The following is a 398-nucleotide window of genomic DNA, read 5'->3' on the forward strand; positions in this document are numbered from 1 at the left end:
GCTGACGATGGACTGGACGTTTGACCTGAAGCCTGAAGATGTCTTCTGGTGCACCGCCGACATCGGCTGGATCACCGGCCACACCTATGTGGCTTACGGCCCGCTGGCCGCGGGCGCCACGCAAATCATTTTTGAAGGCATTCCTACCTTCCCGAACGCGGGCCGCTTCTGGCAGATGATTGAGCGCCACAAGTGCTCCATCTTCTACACCGCGCCCACGGCCATCCGCTCGCTGATCAAGGCTGCGGAAAGTGATGCGGCGGTGCATCCGGACCGCTCCGATTTGTCTAGCCTTCGCATCCTTGGCTCAGTGGGCGAGCCCATCAACCCAGAAGCTTGGATGTGGTACTACAAACACGTGGGCCACGAGAAATGCCCCATCGTGGACACCTTCTGGC

General features: G+C 60.1%; 1 protein-coding gene. It reads left to right on the forward strand.

The features are described from left to right. Positions 1 to 398 (forward strand): AMP-binding protein (locus tag AC1D1Y_RS26740; protein ID WP_477685004.1); only part of this gene is annotated, 398 nt, incomplete at both ends.

This window comes from Polaromonas sp. P1_G1, from assembly GCF_056405595.1.